The organism is Acidimicrobiia bacterium, from assembly GCA_041394025.1.
Lineage (GTDB): Bacteria > Actinomycetota > Acidimicrobiia > IMCC26256 > JAOSJL01 > JAOSJL01.
In genome coordinates this window covers 966,733-988,553 of sequence record JAWKJA010000002.1, presented here as the reverse complement: position 1 = coordinate 988,553, position 21,821 = coordinate 966,733, and the positions used below count along the sequence as shown (strand labels likewise).

The 21,821-nt window shown below is 68.1% G+C and carries 24 protein-coding genes; 15 read left to right on the top strand and 9 right to left on the bottom strand.

The window, feature by feature from the left end:
- Nucleotides 1–30: 30 nt before the first annotated feature.
- The 8 genes from R3A49_04600 (at nt 31) to R3A49_04565 (ending at nt 5,158) form a co-directional block, all read left to right on the top strand.
- Nucleotides 31–828, top strand: a complete 798-nt coding sequence (locus tag R3A49_04600; protein MEZ5170010.1) for an SDR family oxidoreductase — start codon at nt 31–33, stop codon at nt 826–828.
- The gene (locus tag R3A49_04595) at nt 828–1,733 is read left to right on the top strand and encodes an alpha/beta hydrolase (protein ID MEZ5170009.1); all 906 of its coding nucleotides are present in this window, start codon (nt 828–830) and stop codon (nt 1,731–1,733) included. The genes R3A49_04600 and R3A49_04595 overlap by 1 nt, the downstream gene beginning before the upstream one ends.
- Nucleotides 1,730–2,209 (top strand): nucleoside deaminase, encoded by a 480-nt coding sequence (locus R3A49_04590; GenBank protein ID MEZ5170008.1) that lies wholly within the window; start codon nt 1,730–1,732, stop codon nt 2,207–2,209. The genes R3A49_04595 and R3A49_04590 overlap by 4 nt, the downstream gene beginning before the upstream one ends.
- A gap of 6 nt (nt 2,210–2,215) precedes the next feature.
- Complete coding sequence (gene upp, locus R3A49_04585; protein MEZ5170007.1) at nt 2,216–2,842, top strand: uracil phosphoribosyltransferase; 627 nt, start codon at nt 2,216–2,218, stop codon at nt 2,840–2,842.
- Between the two features lie 69 nt (nt 2,843–2,911).
- Nucleotides 2,912–3,688, top strand: a complete 777-nt coding sequence (locus tag R3A49_04580; protein ID MEZ5170006.1) for an SDR family oxidoreductase — start codon at nt 2,912–2,914, stop codon at nt 3,686–3,688.
- Between the two features lie 61 nt (nt 3,689–3,749).
- Nucleotides 3,750–4,001, top strand: a complete 252-nt coding sequence (locus R3A49_04575; protein ID MEZ5170005.1) for an antitoxin — start codon at nt 3,750–3,752, stop codon at nt 3,999–4,001.
- Nucleotides 3,988–4,296 (top strand): type II toxin-antitoxin system PemK/MazF family toxin, encoded by a 309-nt coding sequence (locus tag R3A49_04570; protein MEZ5170004.1) that lies wholly within the window; start codon nt 3,988–3,990, stop codon nt 4,294–4,296. Before R3A49_04575 ends, R3A49_04570 begins: the two co-directional genes overlap by 14 nt.
- A 91-nt stretch (nt 4,297–4,387) precedes the next feature.
- Nucleotides 4,388–5,158, top strand: coding sequence for an SDR family NAD(P)-dependent oxidoreductase (locus R3A49_04565; protein MEZ5170003.1), 771 nt, complete (start codon nt 4,388–4,390; stop codon nt 5,156–5,158).
- An 18-nt stretch (nt 5,159–5,176) separates the two neighbouring features.
- Here R3A49_04565 and R3A49_04560 read toward each other — a convergent pair whose 3' ends face one another.
- Nucleotides 5,177–6,181 (bottom strand): nucleoside hydrolase, encoded by a 1,005-nt coding sequence (locus R3A49_04560; protein ID MEZ5170002.1) that lies wholly within the window; start codon nt 6,179–6,181, stop codon nt 5,177–5,179.
- A 20-nt stretch (nt 6,182–6,201) separates the two neighbouring features.
- Nucleotides 6,202–7,272 carry an acyl-CoA dehydrogenase family protein gene (locus tag R3A49_04555; protein MEZ5170001.1) on the bottom strand — a complete coding sequence of 357 codons (1,071 nt, stop codon included), beginning with the start codon at nt 7,270–7,272 and terminating at the stop codon, nt 6,202–6,204.
- A 124-nt stretch (nt 7,273–7,396) separates the two neighbouring features.
- Between R3A49_04555 and R3A49_04550 the strand changes: the two genes are divergently transcribed.
- Both R3A49_04550 and R3A49_04545 read left to right on the top strand, forming a co-directional pair.
- The gene (locus R3A49_04550) at nt 7,397–8,191 is read left to right on the top strand and encodes an enoyl-CoA hydratase-related protein (GenBank protein MEZ5170000.1); all 795 of its coding nucleotides are present in this window, start codon (nt 7,397–7,399) and stop codon (nt 8,189–8,191) included.
- A gap of 31 nt (nt 8,192–8,222) precedes the next feature.
- Nucleotides 8,223–8,438 (top strand): ferredoxin, encoded by a 216-nt coding sequence (locus R3A49_04545; GenBank protein MEZ5169999.1) that lies wholly within the window; start codon nt 8,223–8,225, stop codon nt 8,436–8,438.
- Between the two features lie 3 nt (nt 8,439–8,441).
- On the opposite strand, the gene R3A49_04540 is transcribed toward R3A49_04545, so the two are convergent.
- Nucleotides 8,442–9,641 carry a cytochrome P450 gene (locus R3A49_04540; protein MEZ5169998.1) on the bottom strand — a complete coding sequence of 400 codons (1,200 nt, stop codon included), beginning with the start codon at nt 9,639–9,641 and terminating at the stop codon, nt 8,442–8,444.
- 100 nt (nt 9,642–9,741) lie between these two features.
- Here R3A49_04540 and R3A49_04535 point away from each other — a divergent pair, with 100 nt between their 5' ends.
- Nucleotides 9,742–10,539 carry an SDR family oxidoreductase gene (locus tag R3A49_04535; protein ID MEZ5169997.1) on the top strand — a complete coding sequence of 266 codons (798 nt, stop codon included), beginning with the start codon at nt 9,742–9,744 and terminating at the stop codon, nt 10,537–10,539.
- A 17-nt stretch (nt 10,540–10,556) separates the two neighbouring features.
- Here the strand turns inward: R3A49_04535 and R3A49_04530 are convergent, their stop codons facing one another.
- Both R3A49_04530 and R3A49_04525 read right to left on the bottom strand, forming a co-directional pair.
- Nucleotides 10,557–11,789: a hypothetical protein gene (locus tag R3A49_04530; protein ID MEZ5169996.1), complete on the bottom strand. Its 1,233-nt coding sequence runs from the start codon at nt 11,787–11,789 to the stop codon at nt 10,557–10,559.
- A gap of 42 nt (nt 11,790–11,831) precedes the next feature.
- Complete coding sequence (locus R3A49_04525) at nt 11,832–12,602, bottom strand: enoyl-CoA hydratase/isomerase family protein (GenBank protein ID MEZ5169995.1); 771 nt, start codon at nt 12,600–12,602, stop codon at nt 11,832–11,834.
- A 76-nt stretch (nt 12,603–12,678) separates the two neighbouring features.
- Between R3A49_04525 and R3A49_04520 the strand changes: the two genes are divergently transcribed.
- From R3A49_04520 to R3A49_04510, 3 genes are read left to right on the top strand one after another with little or no spacing between them, the layout of a single operon-like run.
- Nucleotides 12,679–13,446 carry an SDR family oxidoreductase gene (locus tag R3A49_04520; GenBank protein MEZ5169994.1) on the top strand — a complete coding sequence of 256 codons (768 nt, stop codon included), beginning with the start codon at nt 12,679–12,681 and terminating at the stop codon, nt 13,444–13,446.
- 25 nt (nt 13,447–13,471) lie between these two features.
- Complete coding sequence (locus R3A49_04515; protein ID MEZ5169993.1) at nt 13,472–16,102, top strand: NAD-dependent epimerase/dehydratase family protein; 2,631 nt, start codon at nt 13,472–13,474, stop codon at nt 16,100–16,102.
- Nucleotides 16,103–16,110: 8 nt separating this feature from the next.
- Nucleotides 16,111–17,247 carry an ABC transporter substrate-binding protein gene (locus tag R3A49_04510; protein MEZ5169992.1) on the top strand — a complete coding sequence of 379 codons (1,137 nt, stop codon included), beginning with the start codon at nt 16,111–16,113 and terminating at the stop codon, nt 17,245–17,247.
- On the opposite strand, the gene R3A49_04505 is transcribed toward R3A49_04510, so the two are convergent.
- Complete coding sequence (locus R3A49_04505) at nt 17,235–17,993, bottom strand: enoyl-CoA hydratase/isomerase family protein (protein MEZ5169991.1); 759 nt, start codon at nt 17,991–17,993, stop codon at nt 17,235–17,237. The genes R3A49_04510 and R3A49_04505 overlap by 13 nt on opposite strands.
- A gap of 78 nt (nt 17,994–18,071) precedes the next feature.
- On the opposite strand from R3A49_04505, the gene R3A49_04500 reads away from it, so the two are divergent.
- Nucleotides 18,072–18,527: a pyridoxamine 5'-phosphate oxidase family protein gene (locus R3A49_04500; protein MEZ5169990.1), complete on the top strand. Its 456-nt coding sequence runs from the start codon at nt 18,072–18,074 to the stop codon at nt 18,525–18,527.
- 24 nt (nt 18,528–18,551) lie between these two features.
- On the opposite strand, the gene R3A49_04495 is transcribed toward R3A49_04500, so the two are convergent.
- The 3 genes from R3A49_04495 to R3A49_04485 are packed head-to-tail and all read right to left on the bottom strand — an operon-like array spanning nt 18,552 to nt 21,726.
- A complete protein-coding gene (locus R3A49_04495; GenBank protein ID MEZ5169989.1) occupies nt 18,552–19,373 on the bottom strand; it encodes an enoyl-CoA hydratase-related protein in 822 nt (273 codons plus the stop codon).
- A gap of 2 nt (nt 19,374–19,375) precedes the next feature.
- Nucleotides 19,376–20,524: an acyl-CoA dehydrogenase family protein gene (locus tag R3A49_04490; GenBank protein ID MEZ5169988.1), complete on the bottom strand. Its 1,149-nt coding sequence runs from the start codon at nt 20,522–20,524 to the stop codon at nt 19,376–19,378.
- Nucleotides 20,521–21,726, bottom strand: a complete 1,206-nt coding sequence (locus tag R3A49_04485) for an acyl-CoA dehydrogenase family protein (protein MEZ5169987.1) — start codon at nt 21,724–21,726, stop codon at nt 20,521–20,523. The genes R3A49_04490 and R3A49_04485 overlap by 4 nt, the downstream gene beginning before the upstream one ends.
- Nucleotides 21,727–21,821 lie beyond the last annotated feature (95 nt).

Sequence of the window (21,821 nt, the reverse complement as noted above, 5' to 3'; positions counted from 1 at the left end):
TTCGACGGGCGGCCAGGACAGGAGGAACACATGAGGCTCGCCGGCAGGTCGGCGTTGGTGACCGGTGCGGGATCGGGAATCGGCGCGGCCACCGCCCGACGCTTCGCCGAGGAGGGTGCGTCGGTGACGGTGGCGGACGTCGACGGTGAGGCGGCATTCGCAACGGTCGACGAGATCGTGTCGGGCGGCGGTGCAGCCGTTGCGTGTACAGGCGACGTATCGGTGGCCGACGACGCTGTGGTGATGGTGGACGCGGCCGTCGAGGCACACGGCGGTCTCCACGTCCTCGTGAACAACGCCGGAGTGGAGCGAACGGGCAGCGTGGTGGCCATGCCCGAGGAGGACTGGGACCTCGTCTTCGACGTGAACGTGAAGGGTGGCTTCCTCTGCTCGAAGGCGGCGATTCCCGCCATCCGCGAGTCGGGAGGGGGATCGATCCTCTTCACGGCGTCGGTCGGCGGCCTGTGGGGCTGCACCGGCCAGGCCGCCTACAGCGCCGCCAAGGCCGCCGTCGTCAACATGACGCAGTCCCTCGCCCTGGATCACTCCGGTCACGGGATTCGCGTCAACTGCGTCTGCCCCGGCGGAACCCGCACGCCCATGGCGACGGCCACCATCGAGATGCTCGGTCCCGAGGTCGTCGAGATGTTCGAGGAGAAGATCAAGGCGATCGTTCCGTTCGAGGGCCGACTGGCCGAGCCCCGCGAGATTGCCGATGCCTTCGTGTACCTCGCGTCCGACGAGGCCAGCTTCATCACGGGCCACGCGCTCGTCGTCGACGGCGGTCAGCACGCGGGCATGTACATCCCCGAGATCCAGGAGCCGTAGTGCCCCCTCACCCCGAGGGTGCGCTCGCCGGTCGCGCGACCTGGAGACTGGGCAGGCTCGCCTACGGTGTCGCGGGGGACGGGCCGCCCGTCATCCTGCTCCATGGCTGGCCCGAGACTCGGCGCGCGTGGCGGCATGTCGTTCCGGGCCTGGTGGATGCCGGCCACCGCGTGATCGTTCCCGATCTGCGCGGGGTGGGTGGCTCCGACCGTTCGCCCGGCGCCGACTACTCGTGGAAGGGATACGCGGACGACCTCGATGCGGTGCTCGCCGCCGAGCAGGTCGACGGGACGGCGATCGTCGGCCACGACATGGGTGGTGTCGTCATGTTCGAGTGGGCGCTGCGGAATCCAGACCGGGTGGACCGGTTGGCTGCGCTCTCGACGAGCTTCCACCGCTACGACATGGTGTCGTCGTACTACCTGTCGATACTCCAGGCGCCGCTCCTCGGGAGGTCGTTCATGAAGGCCATGCTGGGGAACCGCTCCGGGTTGGCCCGCGCTCTACGCGGAAACAGCGTCGACCCGGAGACCTTTGAAGAGGCGGACATCGATGCGTACCTCGAGGGATGTGGCTCGCCGGAGTCCCGCCGGGCGATTCTCGCCGGCTATCGGCTCCTGTCGCACAACCGGCGACGACGAGAACGCGAGGTGGGCGACGTGCGCCTCGACATGCCGGCCCTGGTGGTGTGGGGAACACGCGACTGGGCACTGGGCGACGAGGGATGGAAGCGCATCACGGCGGATCTACACCAGGCTGACGTCGAGATCCTCGAGGCGGGTCACTTTCTGATGGAAGAGCAGCCCGCGAGGGTCACCGAGCTCCTCGTCGACTTCTTGAGTCCCCGCGTCCCAGGCGGACGGCCGTTCCGTCGCGGCGCCGCTGCCGTGGGTGCAGGCGCATGAATGACGAATTGACGGCGGAGGACCGGGAGCATCTGGAGGTGGCGATCGCCCAGGCGCGCCTCAGCCGCGACGAGGGTGGTGTGCCCATCGGCGCGGCACTCGTGGCGGACGGCGAGGTGCTGGGGTCCGGACGCAACCGCCGCGTCCAGATGGGCAGCGCCATCCGCCACGGCGAAACCGACGCTCTCGAAGACGCCGGCCGACGGCCCGCTACGGTCTACCGGCGGTCCACGATGTACACGACGCTCTCGCCGTGCCACATGTGTACGGGCGCCATCCTCCTGTACGGGATCGGACGAGTCGTGATCGGTGAGCGCGAGACCTTCGCGGGGCCTGAGCACCTCCTGGCCGCGGCCGGCGTCGAGATCGTCCACGCCGGGGACGATGAATGTGTGGCGCTGATGACGGACTTCGTCACCGAGCACCCCGAGTTGTGGAACGAGGACATCGGAGTCGACCACATGTGGGAGGACTGAGAAGCTGTGCCGCTGACCGTCGTCGAGCATCCCCTGGTCGCCCACAAGCTCGCGCTCCTGCGTGATCGGAGGACGACGACCAAGGAGTTCCGCCACCTCGTCGCCGAACTGGCAGCGCTCCTCACGTACGAGGCGACCCGTGACCTCGGGACCGAGCCCATCGAGGTCGAGACGCCGCTGGCGCGCACCACCCAACGGAAGGTCAGCGGCAAGAAGCTGGCCGTGGTGCCGGTGTTCCGTGCCGGCCTCGGCATGCTCGACGCCGTCCTCGATCTGATCCCTGTCGCACGGGTCGGGTTCGTGGGCCTGTACCGCGACGAGGAGACCCTCGAACCGGTCGAGTACTACGCCAAGTTCCCCGCCGACCTCGAGCAACGTCGAGTGCTGCTCATCGACCCGATGTTGGCGACGGGAGGTTCCACCTCCGCGGCATGCGGGCTCCTCAAGGAAGGCGGCGCCGGGCGGATCACCGTGATCTGTCTCGTTGCGGCACCCGAAGGCGTGGAACGCGTCGCTGCCGATCATCGCGACGTCCACGTCGTCGCCGCCGCGCTGGATCGGCAGCTCAACGAGGACGGCTACATCGTGCCCGGACTCGGCGACGCCGGTGATCGTCTCTACGGGACGCGCTGAGCGGTGCCGGGGTCACGGCCGGCGAGAACCCCCGAAGGACCGCAGAACCGAGGAACGGAGTGAGCTGAGATGGCATTCACAGGACGGGTTGCCCTGGTCACAGGAGCGGCCAGCGGCATGGGGCGTCTCGCCGCGCAACGACTGTCCGGTCCGGGTCGCTCGATCGCGGCGGTCGACGTCGATGCCGAGGGTCTGGCGAGCCTGGCGGCCGAGGAACCGTCGGTCACGCCGTACGAGTGTGACATCACCGACGCCGGCGCCGTTGCCGATGTCGTCGAGAACGTGGAATCCGAACACGGTCCGGTCGGTCGTCTCTGCAACATCGCCGGGATCGGCTCCGGCGGCCCGATCCTCGATACTCCGCTCGAGACGTTCCACAAGGTCATGGACGTCAACTACTTCGGCATGGTGCACGTGTGTGCGGCCGTGGCGCCGCTGATGGTCGAGCGCGGAGGCGGTGAGATCGTGAACCTGGCCTCCCTCGCCGGGTGGCTTCCCGCGCCCGGGATGGCCTCCTACAACGCCTCGAAGTTCGCTGCGGTCGCGTACACCGAGGTGCTGGCTCGCGAGATGAAGCCGCACGGGATCCGCGTGCTCTGCGTCTGCCCGCCCCAGGTCGACACCCCCATGCTCGACGTGTTCATCGAGGAAGGCGCCGTACCCCCGAAGACGCGCGAGATGAAGACGACCCTCCAGCCCTCCGACGTGATCGACGGCATCGAGCCTGCTCTCGAGGCCGGCAAGCTCTTCTTCTTCCCGGGCCGGGGGTCGACAGCCATGTACCGGGCGCGTCGCTACGCTCCCAACCTCACCTGGAAGGCCATCCGCAGGGCGTACGACCTCTGAGCCCCGACCACCGAGCCCCGAATGCTCGGGTGGCGATCGTCATACGAGATACCATTTCTGTATGACAATGCTCAGCTTCCGGGTCGACGACGAGGAAGCGGCCGAGATGCGCTGGTGGGCCGACCATCTGGGGATCGACCGCTCCGAGCTCCTGCGCGACGCGTTGCATCGGCGTCTCGTGGAACTGAAGTCGGTGTCCGACGCTCGTCGCTACGGCGAGTCCCCTGTCACCGACGATGAACGGGCGTTGAGCGAGGTCGCCGGCTGGGGTCCGGCAGACGACTGGTCGGACTGGGCCGATGCGGAGGGGTGAGGTGTGGTTCGCCTCGACACCCGGAGGTGACCGACCGGTCTTCGTGCTCACACGAGATCCCGTGGCCGAGTCGATCGGATTCGTCGTGGTCGCGGCGCTCACCCGCACACGCCGCAACCTGGTGTCCGAGCTCGTCCTCACGGCGTCGGACGACGGTGTCCCGACCGACTGCGTCGTCAACTTCGACAACATCCACACACTTCCGCGGAGCGCCTTTCGCCGGCGCGTCTCTGTCCTCGGTCCGGCACGAATCGAGGAGAGCTGCCTGCGCCTCAGGGACTCGACCGGCTGCTGATCGGATTCGCTCAGGCCGTCGACACGGTCAGATGCGGTGTCCATGCGTATCATCCACACTCCGCGTCGTGGATGGAGGACCAATGCCGCGCATGGATCTGACAGGTAGCTCCGCCGTCATCACCGGCGGGGCGTCGGGTATCGGGGAGGCGAGCGCACGCCAGCTCACCGACGCCGGATCACGCGTCGTCATCGCCGATCTCGACGACGACAAGGGCTCGGCGGTGGCGTCAGAGCTGGGAGGGCTCTTCGTCCGCTGTGACGTGTCGTCCACCGAGGACGCCCAGGCGGCGGTCGACGCCGCCTCCGAGATGGGCCCGCTGCGGGCGCTCGTGAACTCGGCCGGAATCGGATCCGCGGGCCGCACGATCGACCGTAACAACCAACCGCTGGACCTCGACGAGTTCTCGCGGGTCGTGCGCATCAACCTCATCGGCTCCTTCAACATGCTGAGCCGCGCCGCCGCCGCCATGGCTGCCACCGAGCCTGTCGACGCCGACGGAACCCGGGGGGCTGTCGTGAACATGGCGTCCGCTGCCGCCTTCGATGGACAGATCGGACAGGCCGCGTACTCCGCCTCCAAAGGCGGAGTCGTCGGCATGACGCTGCCGATCGCGCGGGACCTCAGTGCCGTGGGTGTCCGCGTGAACACGATCGCCCCCGGCCTGATCGACACGCCGATCTACGGGGAAGGCGAGGCTTCCGAGGCGTTCAAGGCGCACCTCGGCGAGTCGGTCCCGTTCCCGAAGCGCCTCGGCACGGCCGAGGAGCTGGCGTTCGCGGTGATGGAGTGCCTCACCAACCCCTATCTCAACGCCGAGACCATCCGCCTCGACGGCGGCATCAGGATGCCGCCGAAGTAGGACCGTCAGCCTCCGGTGTCAGCCCCCGGAGTAGAAGCGCCGGATCGAGGCCCGGAACTGTTCCACGTCGACATCGAGGGCGATGCGCCACTTCGCCTTCCCTCCGTAGAACTGCTCGATCGCCATGTCCCTGAACTCCTCGGGAACGAGCCCCTTGTCCAGCCACTCGGCGCGGAAGTCGACCACCGTCATGCCGAACGCCGCATCGCCGCCCGTGTCGACCACGAGCGGCAGTTCGGTCGCCGAGACGACGTCGGGTTGCTCGACGGCCATCATCGTCAGCGTGTCGTGGGACGGACAGGTCCCGTCGCCGGTTTCGATCGCGCTCAGTTGGCGGTAGAGAACGAACGGGTCGGCCATGAACCGAGCCTGGGGAGTCGCCCGCTCGTTCATGGCGTCGAACTCGGCGTCGCCCATGGTGGCCGACATCGTGACGTCGAGACCGACCATCAGCGGGGGGCTCTGCCATCCGGCGAGAACCATCTGGTTGGAGGCGACGGGGTCGAACACGACGTTGAACTCGCCCAGCGGAGTGGCGTTGCCGGGTGGCCTCGCGGCGCCGCCCATGATCACCAGGTCGCCCAGGAGGTCGGGGAGCGATGGCTCGAGTCGAAGCGCCAGGGCGACGTTGGTGAACGGGCCGACCGCCACCAGGGTCAACTCGCCGGGGCGCTCCTTGGCCAGCCGCACGATCAGCTCGGCGCCTGTCTCCTCGGTCGGAGCGAGGTCGACGTCGGGCGGTCCGGCGTTGCCGAGACCGTCCTCGCCGTGCATGAGCGCCGCCTCGGGGAACCCTGGTCGGGGACCGATCGGCTCTTCGGCGCCCACGGCGTACGGGATGTCGGTGCGGTCCGCTGCGACGAGGACCTTTGCGACGTTGGCCGCGGCCTGCTGGGCCGACACGACACCGTGCACCGACGTGACGCCGACGATGTCGATCTCACTCGACACGAGCCCGTACCAGAGCGCGGAGCAGTCGTCGACGCCACCGTCGGTGTCGTAGACGACAGGGACAGGGCTCATGGGTCTGCTGGGTCCGGAGGTCAGCCGAGGAGCTCGGCTGCCACGTTCTCGAGGTGCAGGGACGGCTCGCCGAAGGCGATCTCACACGACTTCACCCGCCGGAGCAGGAGATGCAGGTCGTGCTCCCAGGTGATGGCGATACCACCGTGGACCTGGATCGCGGATCCGACGACGTGAACGGCCCGCTCGGTGGCGGCCGCCTTGGCGACGGCCGCGGCGACATCGGCGTCGGGGGCGTCCCCGGCCACGGCCCACGCCCCGAACATCGTCGCGGACCGGGCATTCTCGAGGTCGACGAGCATGTCGGCGACACGGTGCTTCACGGCCTGGAACGTGCCGATGACCGTGCCGAACTGCTCACGCTCCTTGGCGTAGTCAACTGACATCTCGAGGGCGCGGCCGGCGCTGCCGGTGGCGTCGGCGGCCAGCGACACGAGAGCGCGGCGTCGAGCGCCCTGCAGCGCCCGCTCGACGTTGCCGGAATCGAGGCGCTCACCGGCGGCGCCGTCGAGCACGATCGTGGCGGCACGCCGTGTTCGGTCGAGCGTCGGCTCGTCGGTGACGATCACCCCGTCGGAATCGATTCGTACGGCGAACACGGCTCCGTCGCACGGGACGAGGAGCAGTCCGCAAGAGGCGCCGTCAGGAACGAGCGACAGCGTCCCCGTGAGCTTCCCGCCGACGTGTGTGACGACGTCGTGCCTGTTGCCCGTTCCCTCGCCCGTGAGCACTGTGGAGAGGGTCAGCGATCCCGACGAGGCGGCCGGGAGAACGCCGGCCAGCTGGTCATCCGTGGCGAGCGCGGCCACGAGCGGCAGGGAGACGACCGTCGAGGAGGTGAACGGGAGTGCGGCGGCGGCGCGGCCGATCTCCTCGACCACGATCAGCTGGTCGAGGAGCGTTCCACCGCTTCCTCCCCAGTCCTCGTCGACGCCGAGGCCGCAGAGGCCGAGCTCCGCGAGCGCCGACCAGGTGGTCGCGTCGAGCGCCGGACCGCCGTCGTAGCTCTCGCGCGGTCGCCCACGGTCCTCGAGCAGGGAGCGGACGATGCTGCGCAGCTCCTCCTGCTCGGCCGTGAACTGGTATTCCATGGATGGGGCGTCCCCGCGGTGGTCGGTGGTGGTCGGGGTAGTGTACCGATGAGGTTGCGGGATTGTGAAAGCCTTGCGCGCGTTCGCAGGATCGAGCGCGTACCGAGGGTCGAGAGGGTGACAGGTGCCGGATTGGGAGACGTTCACCGAGGAGCGGGACGGCCCGGTCACGATCGTCACGATCAACCGACCCGAGCGGATGAATGCCATCAACAGCACGATGATGGCCGAGTTCGAGCGGTTCTGGCCCGCCTTCGACGCCGATCCGCACCAGCGGGTCGCGGTGGTCACAGCGACCGGCGACCGGGCGTTCTGCGTGGGAGCCGACGTGAAGGCTCTTGCCGAAGCCGGTGAGCTCGCCGAAGCGCAGCAGCATCCCGATGTCACCAGGTCCAACCGCCTGACACCGCTGCAGAACCGGATCTCGAAGCCCACGATCTGCGCCGTCAACGGTGTGTGCGCCGGAGGGGGGCTCCATTTCGTCCTCGACTGCGACGTGGCGATCGCCGCAGAGGAGGCGACCTTCCTCGACCCGCACGTCAGCGTCGGCCAGGTGAGTGCTCTCGAGTCGGTCATGCTCGCGCGTCGGATACCTCTCGGCGCTGCGCTGAGAATGGTGCTCGCGGGCCGCCACGAGCGCATCGACGCCGCCCGCGCGTACGAACTCGGACTGGTCACCGAGGTCGTCCCGCGTCGTCGACTGCGAGATGCTGCGATCGAGCTGGCGAAGAAGTTCGCCGCGGGCTCACCGGCGGCCATCGCCGCCAGCCGCCGGGCCCTGTGGGACTCGTACGAGCGCCCGCTCGACGACGCGCTCCAACACGGCTGGGACCTCCTCCGCGCACATTGGGGCCATCCCGACTTCCAGGAGGGTCCACGCGCCTTCGCCGAGAAGCGCGACCCCGAGTGGACACCCTGACCGCGTACCCGAACCTCCCGAGGAGGACACAGTGGCTCTGGAAGTGACGATCGACGAAGCAGCCTGCATGAGCGCGCGCGAGTGCTCGTTCTACGCCCCGGGCGTCTTTTCGAACGACGAGGACAACAACGGCATCGCCTACGTCACCGACGTGAACGGTGAGCCCGAGGACAAGATCCTCGAGGCGGCGCGTCGGTGCCCCAACTTCGCCATCAGTGTCGTGAAGGACGGCGAGAAGATCGCCTGACATTCAGCTCGGCGTGAAGGTCACCGGAAGGTGCTGTGGCGCCCGGAATCCGAAGAACCGGACCTTCTCGTAGACGAAGTCGTCGGCGATCCGGGGGTCCGCGACGCGGTCGAGCAGTGCCTCGAGAGCGATCGTCACCTGGAGGCGTGCGAGTGGCGCCCCGATGCAGAGATGCGCACCCAACCCGAATGCCAGGTGGTTCTTCACGAGCCCACGGTCGAGGTTGAACTGGTCGGCATCGGGCCCGAACACGTCGGTGTCACGGTTCGCCGAGCCCATACTGAGGATGACGCGCTCCTTCTCGGAGATCGGACACCCGGCGAGCTCCGTGTCTCCGGTGGCTGTCCGCATCATCAGCTGAACGGGGGAGTCGTGGCGTAGTGACTCCTCGATGGCGATGGGGATCAGATCGCGATCGTTGCGGACGCGCTCGTAGCGCTCCGGCTCGCGGATCAGCTCGTAGAGGAGATTGGCCGTCAGGTTGGTGGTCGTCTCGTTGCCGGCCATCAACGCGAACCGGACCTGTGTGACGATCTCCTGGTCCGTCAGGTACGTCCCGTTCGACAGTTCCTCGGTCATCATCGTCGAGATGATGTCCTCGGGTGGTTCGTCCATCGCCCGTCGCTGGTCGATCTGATCCTGGATGTACGCGTCGAAGGCCTCCTCGACTTCGGCACGCTGACGTCGCCCACCCTCCGAGGTCGCCTTGTCCTCGACCATGTCGGCCGTCCAGGCGTGGAACTGCTCCCGGTCGGACTCCGGTACACCCAGCATGTGCGTGATGACGGTGGAGGGGAGAGGGACTGCCAGGTCCTCCACGAGGTCGGCGTGCCCGGTGCCCGCGAAGGCGTCGACGGTCTTCGCCGCCAGATCTCGGATGTAGGGCTCCGCGCTGCGGATCCGGGCCGGGGCGAGGGACGTCAGCATGATGCGGCGGATCGGGCCGTGGCGGGGTGGATCGATCTCGTTCAGAGTCTGCTTCTCCGGGGGCTTGTCGCCACTGAGCCGCAGCCCGCCCGCGTTGGAGTAGGTCTCCCAGTCGCGGAACACGTGCGCGACATCCTCGAAGCGGGTGACGAACTTCACGCCCGGAAGCGGTTCGCTCACGGGGCACGTCCTGCGCAGCTCCTCGAGCTCGTCGTATGGATCCTCTGCGTCGATCGGATCCGTGGGGTTGAAGGTGTGTGGGTTCTCGGGGGTCATGGGCGCATCTTGCGCAGCTTGACAATCATTGTCAAGCTCAGAAAAATGGCGGGCTTCCCGGTGCGCGACCGCGCTCCGGTCGTTGTCGGAAGGTGTCTCGGTGGATCTCGGACTCCAGGACAGAGTGGTGCTCGTGTGCGGCGCCAGCGAGGGTATGGGCCGCGGTTCCGCCGAGGTTCTCGGTGCCGAGGGTGCGCGCCTGGCCCTCGTCGCCCGCACAGCCGAGACTCTGGAGAAGACGGGGGCGAGTATCGCAGGGACCGGTGCCGACGTGGCGACGTTCCCCGCCGACTTCCTCGACCCCGACGAGGTCGTTCGCGCCGTCGCCGAGGTCCACGGTCACTTCGGCCGGATCGACGCCCTCGTCAACGTGATCGGGGCCTGCGAGGTCGTCCCCGAGTTCGAGGACCGCACCGATGCCGTGTGGCATCTGGCCATCGACTCCGTGCTCATGGCGGCCGTGCGCGCGTGCCGGGAGGTTGTACCCCTGATGAAGGCCCAGGGAGGCGGCGCCATCGTCAACATCTCCGCCATGTCGGTGCGCCACTACATCCCGCGCATCGCCCATTACTCGGCTGCCAAGGCGGCGCTGGCGCACTTCACGAAGAACATGGCTCAGGAGTTCGCGCACGACGGCATCCGCACGAACGCCGTGATGCCGGGGTGGATCGCCTCCGAGAGCGTGCTGGCGAACCTCGAGGGGAGGCTCGAGACCTACGGGCTCGACACCGTCGAGGAGTACTTCCCGATCGGTAACGAGCGTATGGGCCATCTCACCTGGGCCGACCGCTGGGGCATGCCCGAGGAGATCGGCAACGTCGTGGCCTTCCTCCTCTCGGAACGGGCGAGCTACGTGAACGGCGCGCTCGTGAACGTCGACGGTGGCTCGGGCTTCTGAGAGGGAGTAGCCGTCGGTCAGATCTCGTCGAGGACCCTCACGGACTTGTAGGACGCTCGGGGGAAGGTCCCCTCAGGAACACTCTCGACGTTCGCCGGGACGCCGATCGACGCTTCGAGGCGCTCCGCGAGGTCGCGCGCCACGTCGCCTTCCACTCGTACGGTGAGCACGTCGGCAGGGCTCGGCGGGCGGATGAGCATGTATTCGGCGTCGGCGGGGAGTTCCTTCCACACGTCGACGGGGAGCACCCACTGGCCGGCCACTTCGACGATGTCCTTGGCGCGTCCCTCCCAGAACGCCCGACGCGACGTCTCGCCGCAGTCGCAGAGCTCCGACTCGATCCGGACGACGTCCTCCATGTCGTAGCGGATCATCGGGTTGTCGCGACCCAGCGAGGTCACGACGAAGTAGCCGCGCTCGCCGTCGGGGACGGCGTCGCCGGTGTCGGGGTCGAGGGCCTCCACAACGGCGTAGTCCTCGGCGAGGTGTGACCCCTTGCCCGGTGAGCAGGCGCTGCCGAGGAAGCCGACGCAGTCCTGCCCCGCGCTGATGCGGTCGTACTGATACGTGGGACCGATCGACTCGGGCTCCGGGAGTTCGCCCGTGTAACCGAGCTTCTCTGCAGCCTCACGGAATCGGTGCAGCGCGGCGGGGAACAGGCCCCAGTGGTCCACCGGGATGTGTTCGATCGCCCGGAGCGACTTCTCGGCGGCCTCCACGGAGTCGGGCGGTCCGAGCGACACCGACAGACATCCCATCGACTCGTAGAGGGCTGACACGAACGCCTGCCCGCCGTTCAGGTACCCGGGGTGGGCGTTGACGACGACCATGCCGGGACGGATTCCGGCACGCCACTGCTGGCGGGCACCCAGTTCGCACTCGAGCGCCAGGTCGTTGGTTGTCCACAGCGTGAAGGTCGGACGACCGGTGGTTCCGGTCGACATGGCGAGTCGGATGGCGCCCCGAAAGCCCGTGACGCGGTAGTCACCGATGGGCGGGTGCTCCGCCTCGTTCTCCCGCAGAGCCTGTTTGCGGAAGGGCGGTATCTGCTCCAGGTCCCCGGCCGACGTGATCGCGGTGGGATCGATCCCGGCGTCGGCGAAACGGCGGGCGAAGAACGGCGCTTCGGCGGCACGGGCTACCGCCTCGGCGATTCGCTCGTCCTGAACAGCGCGCAGCTGCTCGCGCGGCATCGTCTGTACCTCTTCGTTCCAGAACTTCCTGTCGAGGTCCTCGGTCGACGTCGGCATACGAGTTCGGGTCCTTTGTGTCGGGCGGTCGGTCGGAGGAGGTCAGTCGGACGTGGGACGCCACGAGGGCGGGCGCTTCTCGGTGAAGCTGCGCATCCCCTCGACTGCCTCGGGCGAGCGCATCTGGTCGAAGAACTCCTCGTAGCGGAACGGGGGCTGTGCCTCGGTGAGCAGCCGCTTGTAGCGGGCACGGGCCTCAGGCCCGGTGCGGCGCACCGCCGCAACAGCGTCGTCGACGGCGGCACCGAGATCGTCGTGCGGGACAACCTTCCCGACGAGACCGAAGCGTTCGGCGTCGACGGCGCTCATTTCCTCGCCCGTATACATCATCCACCGCGCCTTCGCGAGTCCGACGTGGGAGGGGAGGCGGGCCGGCACGAACGGCTCGACGAGGCCGCGGAGGGCCTCGGGAACCTTGAAACTCGCGTTCTCCGAGGCCACCACGAGGTCGCTCACGAGTACGATCACGATGCCGGCCGCCTGGCACATTCCGTTCACACCTGTGATGACGATCTTGGAGATCCGCTCGAACGTGGGGTAGGGGAAGTCGCCCTCCACGTGGGCGAGACGCCCGGAAACGTCTCTCTCCCAGTCGTCGGCTCCCGACGAGAGGTCGCCGCCCGGGACGAAGTACTCGTCGCCGGTGGCGGTGATCGTGATGACGTCGGCCGAGTCGTCGAGCTCGGCCTCCCAGAGACTGCAGTTCAGGGCTTCGTACATCTCCATCGTCAGGGCATTGGCCCTTTCGGGCCGGTCGATGACGATGGACGCCACGCCCGCGTCGACGCTGTAGCGGAGCCCGGGCACGTCCACACCCGTATCCTCGTACCGTCGAGCGGTTATTGTCAAACCTCGTTAGATGATTCCGAGCGGGGAGCACAATGGCGCGGTGGACGTCGTGAGCAGCCTGGAAGGTCACACGGCCGTGGTTGTGGGCGCGTCCTCGGGGATGGGGTGCGGCGTGGTCCGGTACCTGGCCACCGAGGGGGCGAACGTCCTGGCCGCCGCGCGACGCGCCGACCGCCTCGACGAACTGGTCGGCTCGCTGGCCGGCGTAGCCGGTTCGGTGACTGCAATTCCGGCCGACGTGACTCTTCGACGCGACGTCGATTCGCTCTTCGAGCGGGCGGAGGCTGCCGATCCCCCGTTCGACATCGTGGTGAACACGGCCGGAGCCGTCGCGTACTCCGATTTCGTCGAGCAGTCCGAAGACGACTGGGAGATGTTGATTGCAACGAATCTCACGGGTTCCTTGCGCGTGTCGCAGGCGGCGCTTCGTCACCTACTCCCGCGCGACACCGGGCGGATCGTCCACGTCACGTCGGTTGCCGCCACGACGCCTGTCCCGGGAATGGCCGTCTACTGCGCCACGAAGGCAGCCGTTTCGCAGTTCCTGTCAGCGCTGCGCGGCGAGATCGGCACGACGGGCGTGCGCGTCACGGAGTTCGAGGTCGGAGCAACCGAGGGAACCGAGATGGGTCGTGGAATCCACGATCGTTCCGAGACGATGATGGAGCGCATGGTGCGTTTTGCCGGCGCCGAGCACCGAATGACCGTCGAGGACGTTGCCGCCACCGTTGTTGCGGTTCTCGAGGCGCCGCGAGGCTCGCGAGTCGACCACATCCGCCTCCGGGAACCGTCCGACATTCCGACCTGACCGATCACACGACACGGGTGAGACCATGAGGATTCTCGTGACAGGCGCCGCCGGCGTCTTCGGCCGCCACATCGCGGGGCGACTACACCGGCAGGGGGCAACCGTCGTGGGATACGCGCGCCACCGCCCTACGGGCCTTCCCGATGTTGAGTACGTGGAAGGTGATATCCGCGATCGGACGTCGCTCACGGCGGCCATGGAGGGGTGTGATGCCGTCGCCCATGTGGCCTGGGCGGTGACACCACTCCGCAGCCGCACGGAGACCCGCGACGTCAACGTCGGCGGTACGGCCAACGTTCTGGAGGCCATGGACCGTACGGGGTGCCCTCGACTCGTCTTCTCGTCGTCGGTTCTGGCCTACGGCCCTCGCCCCGACCATCCCGCCGCCCTGAAGGAGACGGACGAGCGCCGGCCGCTGACCCACGAGCTCTATGCGGCGCACAAGGCCGAGGCCGAGGATCTCATCGAGAATTCGGGTGTCGACGCCGTCGTGACGAGGACGGCTCCGGTCGTCGGCCGGTCTGTCGACAACTACGGCGCCGAGATCTTCGGCTCACCTGTTCTCGTGGCAGTCACCGGCGACACCACACGGTTCCAGTTCATCCACGAGGAGGACGCCACACGCTTCCACGCCGAGGCCTGTCTCGGTGAGCGTACCGGCATCGTGAATCTGGGAACCGACAACGTGCTCGGGATCGACGACGTGGGTCGCATTCTCGGCCGACGCGTCCTACGGGTTTCCGAGGGATTCCTCCGTAGGCTCGTGTCGAGTGGTTGGGAGCGTGGGCTGCTCCCGGTAGACCCCGACAGCCTCGACGGTCTCCGCTGGATGCCCGTGGTGGACACGACCCGCCTACGCGACGAGTGGGGATTCCGGTGCGCGTGGACCGGAACCGAGGCGCTCGAGGACCTGGCTCGGGTGTCGACACGCTTCTGGTTCCTCGGAAACCGCAAGGTCGACGTGCCGTGGCGTCTCCGATGGGCACCGGTCGACGTGGTGCCCGACATGGCTCCGGCGGACGGTGGCCCACTGGAGCCGGCAGGAGCGGACAGCGACGTCGGGTCGCTCGACACGCTCGTGGACCCACGCTTCCCGATCTACACAGCGGCGAACCTGGGAGAGGCCTTTCCGGGCCCGATGACGCCGTTGTCTCTCGACCTCAACATGACGACGATGCGCGGGTGCGCCGACCACACAGCGCGCATGCTCGGTTTGGTCGACCCGGCGGCCACCGAGTTGCGGGCGCGTCCGGTCGGATCGTTCGCTCACCGGATGTACGGCAACGTGAGTGTGCTGCGTGAGATGGCGAAGTCGCTCCCGGGCTCGAGCCCTGAGGAGTTCGACCGCCAGTACCTGGGGATCGACAGGCCGTCACCTCCGAAGACGTCGCCGACCGCTGCGGAGTTGCTCCACGCGGCACGCCTCATGGCGCGCGTCCTGCCGGTGCAGTGGGGCTTCGAGAGGGAGGTGAGCCGACTGGTGGCCCAGGCCCACAACCAGCAGACGACCGATCACGAGGTGGCGTCCCTTGCCGACGAGCGACTCGTGGCACGTATCGGGCTGCTCCACGACCTCGTGGTGCAGGCGTGGAACACCGCCACGACCGGGAACCTGCTTGCGAGCGGGTTCCTGGCCGTCCTCGAGCGGGTCGGCGGCGAGCATGCCGTGTCCGGCCTGCGCGGGGACGCGAGTGAACTCGAGAGCGCCGAGGCGGTGCGCGGTGTGCGACGTCTCGCCGACGAACTCCTCGCCGACACCTCACTCCACGCGGAGCTGAAGGGAAAGGAGCCCGACGAGGCGCTACGGGTCCTTCACACATCGGGAGGAGGCCTCGCCGCCCGCTTCGACGCACTCGTCGACCAGGTCGGTCACCGCGGGCCCGGCGAGACCGAGCTCGCGAACAGCGTGTTCGCCGATCGTCCCGAGATCCTCCTGGACTCCGTCCTCAAGGCGGCCGACGCGCCCCAGCGTTTCGATGCTTCCCCCGTGGAGGTCTCGCTCCCTCTCCGCGCGATCACGCAGGGAGCTCTCGGGGCTGTTCGTCGCCGCGAGCGCGCACGCGACGCAGCGATGCGGTTCCAACACAGCCTCCGTACGGCGGTTCGCGAGCATGGCCGACGCCTCGCTTCTGCCGGAGAGATCGACGACCCCGACGGTGTCTTCTACCTGCTGTTCAACGAGCTCGAGCACCCGCCGAAAGACGCAGCGCACCTCGTTGCCGAGCGACGCAGCGAACAGGATCGGTTGGCAGCGCTCGCACTTCCTGCACAGTTCGAGGGCAGCTGGGTCAGCGAGGGAACGGCCTCCGACGAACTGGACGTGGGCTCGGCGCTCACGGGAATCGCCGCGGCGCCGGGATCGGCCCGAGGGCGCGTGCGAGTCGTCGACGACGCCACGTCCTTCGATCTCGAACCGGGAGAGGTGCTCGTCGCTCGAGTCACCGACACCGGCTGGACCCCTCTGTTCGCCTTCGCAGCAGCCGTGGTCACCGACATCGGCGGGCTGGCGTCCCATCCTGCCATCGTTGCCCGCGAGTACGGGATCCCCGCCGTCGTGAACACGGGCACGGCGAGCACGCAGCTGCGTGACGGTCAGCAGGTGGAGGTCGACGGCACCGCCGGCACGGTGACGGTGGTGACCCTGGATGAGGAATAGGAGTGACTATGGCGAACGACACGATTCCCGACGTGAGGCCCTACCGGATCGGTGTCGTGGACGATCTGCCCACGTTGCGCGCGGCATTCGGCGACGACTTCATGCACGGGGTCGAGCTCGCAGTCGCGGACGCCTTCGAGTCGGGGCTGGTCGACCGCCCCGTGGAGCTCGTCCGGCGCGAGGCGATCGCCCAACCGTGGAACGACGCCCGTCCCGTCATCGACGCAGTGGTCGATCTCGCCGAAAACGAACACGTGCTCGGAATCGCGGGTCCGATGACCTCCGACAACTCTCTGGCGGTGCTGCCGGAGGTGGAGCGCACGGGTGTGCCGACCATGTCGATCTGCGGCTCGCAGGGATTCCTCGGTGACTTCGCCTTCTCCCTCCCCAACGGCGGGCTCGCGGAGGAGCCCTGGTTGATGGCGTCGTGGCTGCGAAACGAGGGGCACCGGCGAGTCGTCGTCATGAAGGACGCACCCTCGCAGATCGGTGAGGAGTACGACCGGAACTTCCAGTTCGCCGCGGCCGACAAGGGGCTCACGATCGTCGGCACCGCGCCGGTCGCTCCAGCCGCCGACCTCGACCAGATTCGGCCCGCACTGGCCGCACTCCATGATCTCGCGCCCGATGCTCTCGTCTACTTCGGTCTCGGTCAGCTCACGCGGAAGTCCGCGCCGGCGTTCGAGGAATTGGCGTGGGACCCGCCGCGCATCATGACCACGGCATTCGTGGGCGCCGACATGAACCCCGACAAGGCCCGCCGCCTCAACGGGTGGGTGGGTGTGGACCAGTACCACGAGGGCAACGAGGTGTTCCAGAAGGTCGAGGGGCGTTGGCAGAAGCGTTTCGGCGAGCGCCCGCGAGGCTGCGCCGCGACGGTCGGCTACGACGTGGGGAACGTCCTCGCTCGCGGCCTGGGTCGTATGCGGATCGCCACACCGAAAGGCCTACGTGACGCCCTCGAGACGATCAACAGCCTCCCGTCGTGCACGGGCGGTCCCGGAACGGTCATCTCCTTCGGGCCACGCGACCATCGCGGCTACAAGGGCGCCGACTACCTGCTCCTGCGCAGGGCCGAGAACGGCGAGACGTCGTTGGTGGGAACGGTGCCGGTCACCGGCGATCCTTCGGGCTATTCCGACTGATCGTGCAGCCCGGCGCGAATCTCGCGGTGTTCCGCACCGGCGAAGAGATCGACCTGCGCACGGAGCTGCCGGCGAAGTCCGGCCTGTACCGCCGCGTCGGTGATGGCATTGATCATCCTCTTGGCCCGCTGCACGGCCTGTGGGGGAGCGGAGGCGAGTCGGGACGCGATCTCGAGCACGCGCCCGTCGAGATCGGCGGGCTCGACGACCTCGTCGACGGCGCCCCAGCCCAGAGCTGTGGTGGCGTCGATCACCTCACCGGTCATCACGAGCCGCTTCGTCCTCGACGGCCCCACCAGGTGGTGCAGCGCGTCGACACCCCCGATGTCGGGAACGAGGCCGAGCTTGATCTCGGGAAGGCTCATCTCTGCGTTCGCGGCCGCGATCCGTACGTCGGCGTGCAACGCCAGCTCGAACGCTCCACCGATCACGTGCCCGTGGAGCGCCACCACGACGGGTTGCGGAGCTTCGCGTAGGGCGAATGCCTCGCGCTGCTCATCCAGGATGAAGGCGAAGTCACTCTGGCCGGCGTCCCGCGCGCCGAGCTGTTCGAGGTCGCGACCGGAGCAGAACGAGGGCCCCTCTCCGCGCAGGACGATGCAGCGCACCGACCGCTCCCGGAACGTCTCGGCCAGCACGCTCCGCCAACTAGCCAGGAGCTCGTCACTCAGAGCGTTGTGGCGGTCGGGTCGGTTGAACGAGATCACCCGCACGGCGCCCTCGTCGCGCACGAGCACGTCGCTCACCATCCCTGACCTCCGGGTTCTCGACGACAATCAGTACAATAAGTAAGACCATGCTAGACGCCGGCAGGGAGTAGGCCCGTGGGCATCCGACTGACGGTTGACGAAGCCTGGGACTTCGTGGAGTCCGCCCACACCGGCGTGTTCACCACTCTGCGGACCGACGGCGTGCCTGTGTCACTTCCGGTGTGGTTCGTCGTGGACGACCGCCGCATCTGGATGCAGACGCCCGAAGGGTCGAAGAAGGTCGGCCGTGTCACGCGTGACGGACGGTCGTCGTTCGTCGTCGAATCGGGTGAGCGCTGGACCGAGCTGAAGGCCGTGTCGCTCACCGGCGCCGCCGAGGTCGTGTCCGACGAGAGCACAGCAGAGCGCGCTGTGTCGCTGCTCACGGCGAAGTACGCCGAGTTCGGGATTCCGTCGGCATCCGTTCCCGACGCCGCGAAGAAGCACTACGCCAGGCCGGCCGTCATCTGCTTCACACCTGACGACCGCCTGCTCACCTGGGACAACGCCAAGCTACGCCTCACCAGCTGAGAAGCGTGGCTCACGGCGCCTTCGTCAGCGTCCCTCGAACTCCGGATCACGCCTGTCCATGAAGGCGGCCAGTCCCTCCTTGAAGTCGGCGCTGCGGATCGGGAGTTCCTCGGTGCGGGCTTCGTCGGCCAGGGCCTGTTCGAAGGTGTGCTCGAGCGAGCTGTGCACGAGGTCCTTGGCGAGACCCACCGCGACCGTCGGCATCGCTGCACAACGCTGCACGAGCTCCTCTGAGGCCGCGTCGAGTTCGTCGTCGGGCACGAGCCGGTGGACCAACCCCCACTCGGCGGCTTGCGTCCCGTCGATCACCTCGCCGAGAAGCAACATCGTCTTCGCCCGAGCCAGGCCCACGAGTCGTGGGAGCAGGAACGTGCCGCCAGAGTCGGGGGAGAGGCCGCGCTGGACGAACGGCTCGGAGAAACGCGCTGTCGGCGACACCAACACGAAGTCGCAGGCCAGCGCGAGCTGACAGCCCAGCCCGGCGGCGTGCCCCTGCACCGCCGCCACGACCGGAAGGCGGGAACGCCAGAGGTTTCGCACCAGACGGTGTGCACCGACGTCGATACCCCGCTCCACGTGACCGGTGCGCGGACGCCGTTCGCCCTTCGTGTTCACCGACGGGAGGTCGATGCCGGCGCAGAAGTGCCCACCTTCGCCGGTGAGAGCGATGACGCGCGTGGTGTCATCGTTGATCGTCGCCTGGACCTCGTCGGCCATCATCTCGAGAGACGCCTGGTCCAACGCATTGCGGACCCGTGGCCGGTCGATGCGCAGGCGAAGGACCTCGCCATCGCGATCGACGTGGACCGTTCCCGTTGAATCGTGGTCGGATGATCTGTCGGCCATGGTCAGCCTCTCGGATCGAGGAGCGCTGCGAGGCGCTCGCGGTGGTAGCGGGTGTCGCCGAACATGGAGCGCCCCAGGAGTGCTCTCTTGAGGAAGAGGTGGCAGTCGAACTCCCAGGTGAATCCCACACCACCGTGGACCTGAACGGCGTCGCCCGCGACCGCGACGTACGACTCGAGAGCGTGGCTCTTGGCTGTCGACGAAGCTTCGGGGACGGCGGTGGAATCGCGCTCGACTGCTTCGACGGCACGGCTCGATGCCGCCGCTGCGCCTTCCACGGCGATCAGCATGTTGGCGCAGATGTGCTTCACGGCCTGGAACGATCCGATCCGGCGGCCGAACTGCTCGCGTTCGCCTGCGTAGGCGACGGTCTGTTCCAGTGTGTGGCGGGCGCCGCCGGCTGCGTCGAGCGCCAGGCCGACCGCCGCCAGGTCCAGGAGGCGGCCGCAAAGCGCCGACGCAACGCGCCCGGACGCCAGGATCTCGGCGTCGCGGACCTCGACATCGGCGAAGGTCAGGGTGGCGAGGCGACGGGTGGCATCGACGGTCGGCACGGGCGTCATGTCGATTCCACCGCGGCTCGTCGGCAACGCGCACACGACACCGTCACCGCTGTCGTCAGGCGACAGTGCACCGACGATGAGAAGATCGGCGGCAGCCGCGTCGATGACATAGCCCGCGGTTCCGCTCAGGCGTCCGCCGCCGAGACGGAGGTCGACCGTGTCGGCGCCGACCGCGCCATCGGATCCCGTGAGCACGGCCGCTCCGATGGCGCTGCCCTCACACAACCGGGGGACCCACTCCCGGGTTGCCGGTGTGTCGCCCGCTTCGAGGAGCGCCGACGTGGCCAGAACTGCGGAGCCGAGGAACGGTGAGGGCGTGAGATGGCGTCCGAGCTCCTCGGCGACGACCGCCAGTTCGCCGAAACCCGCCCCGGATCCCCCGAGCGACTCGGGAGCGTGGAGCCCCAGCCATCCGAGATCCGCCATCGTCGCCCACAGCGCGGGATCGTGACCGACGGGGTCGTCCAGCAAACCTCGCACGCGCTCGGAGGCGGACTCGCGCCCGAGGACTACGCGCGCTGTTTCGCGGAGGCTCTCGAGGAGATCCCTACGCTCGGCGGAGGCTGTGGTCGTCGCCGCGAGGCTCATGACATCGACGGCTCACGCGGGAGTCCGAGGACGCGCTCGGCGATGACATTGCGTTGGATCTCGTTGGTCCCTCCGGCGATCGTCCACGTCCAGGAGCCGATGTAGTCGAGGAGCCAGTCGCCCGACGTCCACGCCGCGGCGAAGCCGCGACCGACGTCGCGCTGTCCGGGAAGTCCGCTCAGGCGCTCACCGAGCCCGGTCAGCCGTTGGAGGAGTTCGCTGTAGACAACCTTGATCGTCGACGAAGCGGGCCCGGGCTCACCGTGGCGCACGATGTCGTCCACCATGTCGCCGCACAGGCGACCGAGAACCTCGACCTCGGCGTGGAGAGCCCCCAGCTCCTGGCGGACATCGGCGTCGTCGAGTGCCGACGTCCCCGCGCCGATGCCCAGCGAAGTGCTGGCGAGCTCCGCCAGGTCATCGAGCGCCGAACGGAGTCGCAGCTGGAGGTCGACGACCGCCGGGCCACGCTCGCTCGCCAGCGTGAGCTGGGCCATGCGCCAGCCGTCGCCCTCCTCGCCGAAGCGGTTCTCGACCGGGATCTCCACGTCGGTGAGGAACATCTCGCAGAACTCCGCGTCACCGGTGATCTGGCGGATCGGTCGTAGCTCGACGCCGGGGGAGTGGACGTCGAGCATGAAGTAGGAGATCCCCCTGCGTTTCGGTGCGTCGGGATCGGTGCGGGCCAGGAGCAGCGCCCAGTCGGCGAACTGCGCCATCGACGACCACACCTTCTGGCCGTTGACGACGTAGACGTCGCCGTGTCGTTCAGCACGCGTTTCCAACGCGGCCAGATCGGAGCCGGCGTTCGGCTCGGAGAACCCCTGACACCAGATCTCGCCCTCGAGAATGGCGGCGAGGTGCTGCTGCTGTTCGGGTGTGCCGAAGTGCATCAGCGTGGCGCCTGCATGGTTGAGCGAGATCATGTGGACCCGGAGCTCCGGCGCGTCGGCCCGTGCCATCTCCTGGTTCAGCACGACCTGCTGCTCGAGGGAGAGCTCCGGACCACCGAACTCGCGGGGCCAGTGCGGAGCCAGATAGCCACCACGGTGCAGGGTACGCACCCACTCGTGGTGGAAAGCCACGAACTCCTCGGGGCTGGCCCCCGCCAACGTGCTCCGCCAGTCGCGCGGGACGTTGTCGGCCAGCCAGGCGCGCACGTCGCTTCGAAAGCGTGCCAGCTCGGCGCTCTCCTCGGTCACGTGCGCAGTCTCCCTGATGGGTGCGGGGGACGCTGGCGGCGGTGGCCAGATCACCCGGGGATCAGTATCATATGACTTGGTAAGCGGATTCCGCT